The 2414-nt window shown below is 43.7% G+C and carries 3 protein-coding genes and 1 pseudogene; 3 read left to right on the top strand and 1 reads right to left on the bottom strand.

What is annotated here, in order from left to right; translation table 11 throughout:
* Both F6K52_RS35315 and F6K52_RS35320 read left to right on the top strand, forming a co-directional pair.
* Positions 1-320 (top strand): annotated as a pseudogene (locus F6K52_RS35315) (hypothetical protein); the annotation flags it as partial.
* Positions 321-515: 195 nt separating this feature from the next.
* Positions 516-1451 (top strand): hypothetical protein, encoded by a 936-nt coding sequence (locus tag F6K52_RS35320; protein WP_293089712.1) that lies wholly within the window; start codon positions 516-518, stop codon positions 1449-1451.
* A gap of 206 nt (positions 1452-1657) precedes the next feature.
* Here the strand turns inward: F6K52_RS35320 and F6K52_RS35325 are convergent, their stop codons facing one another.
* The gene (locus F6K52_RS35325; protein WP_293089714.1) at positions 1658-1870 is read right to left on the bottom strand and encodes a hypothetical protein; all 213 of its coding nucleotides are present in this window, start codon (positions 1868-1870) and stop codon (positions 1658-1660) included.
* Positions 1871-2013: 143 nt separating this feature from the next.
* Here F6K52_RS35325 and F6K52_RS35330 point away from each other — a divergent pair, with 143 nt between their 5' ends.
* Positions 2014-2193, top strand: coding sequence for a hypothetical protein (locus tag F6K52_RS35330; RefSeq protein WP_293089716.1), 180 nt, complete (start codon positions 2014-2016; stop codon positions 2191-2193).
* Positions 2194-2414 lie beyond the last annotated feature (221 nt).

Raw genomic sequence — 2414 nt, forward strand, 5'->3', positions numbered from 1 at the left:
AGATTCTAGCCAACTGGCGCATCAAAATAGACAAAATAGAAGAAAGTGAAGATTTAACTGAAGACGAGAGGGAGTTAATTATGAATTTATCACCAGCTTATTTGCGTTGGCGAGAAGAAACCTTAGAACAAGGCAATTTAGAGGGACAGCGCCTGATGGTGGAGAATCTACTAGCAGGGCGATTTGGCACTGTTGATAAAGAATTATCCCGGACAATTGAGCCTTTGATGCAGTTGCCGATCACAGAGCGTACTCAGGTGCTGCTTAACTTGTCTCGTCAGGAACTGTTAGAGAGGTTTAGAGACAGTCGATCGGATTGATACTGTTACCGTTCAATGGGATTGCGGTGGTATTCCAAGCTCAGTTCGATGTCAGAAGTTCGGCTGGGGCGCTTCCCTTGCGCCCTTAGCTTGGGTTATGGGGTAAAAGTCTCAAATGTCAAGATCATATGGATCTGTTTTTGGCCAGACCAGTTGTGAAAGGCTACTAACACCAACCCCAAAGAGTTAGGATTCATGACCCGACAGCCTCATGATCAATTTGCCAAACAGTATCTAACGGAGTTGTTAACACCTCACGGTCAAGTAGAAGTCAGTCGAGAACTAACCAGTGAAGTTCGTCAAGTCGATATTTGGTTTCTACCAACAGCTTCTAAATCCACAGCAGCACAGGAAATTGGATTGCTCGGTCAGATGGCATCAACCGCCTGTTTGTTGGAACCTTTCCGCAATGCCACAGGGATCATGGCAGTGCGCAATTGCCTGCTGAAGTTGTTTGCCCTCTACAGTGACCTACAGCGCAAAGCACGACGAGAGCAAAACCCTGTCAGTGAAACCGACTTGCCCTGTTTATGGATTTTGTCCCCGTCCTGTTCAGCCCAGCTGTTGAACGGCTTTGCTGCAAAACTTAGTGATTCCGGTGATTGGGTTGCAGGAGTTTACTTTTTGCCTGAGTGGTTCAACACAGCCCTGGTAGCCATTAACCAGCTACCTGTTACCGAAGAAACCCTGTGGTTAAGAATTTTGGGACGGGATAAGACTCAAAGCCAAGCCATTAATGAGTTGCTAGCACTACCGGTCGGACACCCCTTACGGGGCAACATCTTAGAGATTCTAGCCAACTGGCGCATCAAAATAGACAAAATAGAAGAAAGTGAAGATTTAACTGAAGACGAGAGGGAGTTAATTATGAATTTATCACCAGCTTATTTGCGTTGGCGAGAAGAAACCTTAGAGCAAGGAAGAGAACAAGGCAAGGAACAAGGAAATTTAGAGGGACAGCGCCTGATGGTGGAGAATCTACTAGCAGGGCGATTTGGCACTGTTGATAAAGAATTATCCCGGACAATTGAGCCTTTGATGCAGTTGCCGATCACAGAGCGTACTCAGGTGCTGCTTAACTTGTCTCGTCAGGAACTGTTGGAAAGGTTTGGAGACAGTCGATTGGATTGATAGCGATGCAGCGCCGACCTGCGGGGGTTTCCCCCACTCGCTACTGCATCAAGACACTGTTACCGTTCAATTGTATTCCGCTTGTATTCCGATGGTGTTCGGGTATCACGAGGTCAAGACTGACCCAAAACTGTTCACCAAACCCACTTATCTCATAGGGGCGTATGGCGTGCGCTCCTACTTCCTGTTTTTATTTACCACTGTAGCTACCAAAACACTAGCTGAAAGCTAACGGCTGTTATCGCCTTTCCAAATGAGATGTAAACCTGTATGGTATTGTTTTCTTGTCCAATAAAACTCCGGATCTCTTTGCCATCTTGTATGCAAGCCTGTTGCCTGTTGCCTTTTTCAGCAATTCGTGTGTTTACAACCCAGATATAAACACCCTTATCTGTTCGCGTAGCGTGGGCGTAGCCCATGGGCTGTTAGCTTCACTGACCTTATATAGCAGCAAAAGTTTTTCTGAAAAACTGTCCGGAATTTACTAGCCAGGGAGAGAACATTTAATTGAAGGCAAGGAAAAATTAACGTGATTACAACATCAAGTTAATTAGAGTTAATTATGAATTTATCATCAGCTGATTTCGGTGGCTCTGAACCAATGTTACAACAAATTGCTCCAAATGTGTGGGGGATTGTCTATCGGATTAAAATGCGATCGCTCTTTAACTCCACCTCCAACCTGGGAAATTTACTTTTATCTCACAAAAGAGTTTTACTCGTTACATCATCAAGGGGATAAGTTCCAGAGTTTGATATCATTTTTTATTAATTCAATAAAGAATTAAAGTTTTATTAAAATCTCCGAAAATTCGTTTAAATATGGGATTAATTAGCTGGGGGGGCGACAAGCGCCCTGTAACCCTTGATATATCTTAAATTGAGCGAATTATGGTAAAAAAAGATAGGTCATAACTTGTCAATACGACCTATCAATTGAAAATGGTACCAGAATTATATCAA

This window comes from Moorena sp. SIO3H5 (assembly GCF_010692395.1).
GTDB lineage: Bacteria > Cyanobacteriota > Cyanobacteriia > Cyanobacteriales > Coleofasciculaceae > Moorena.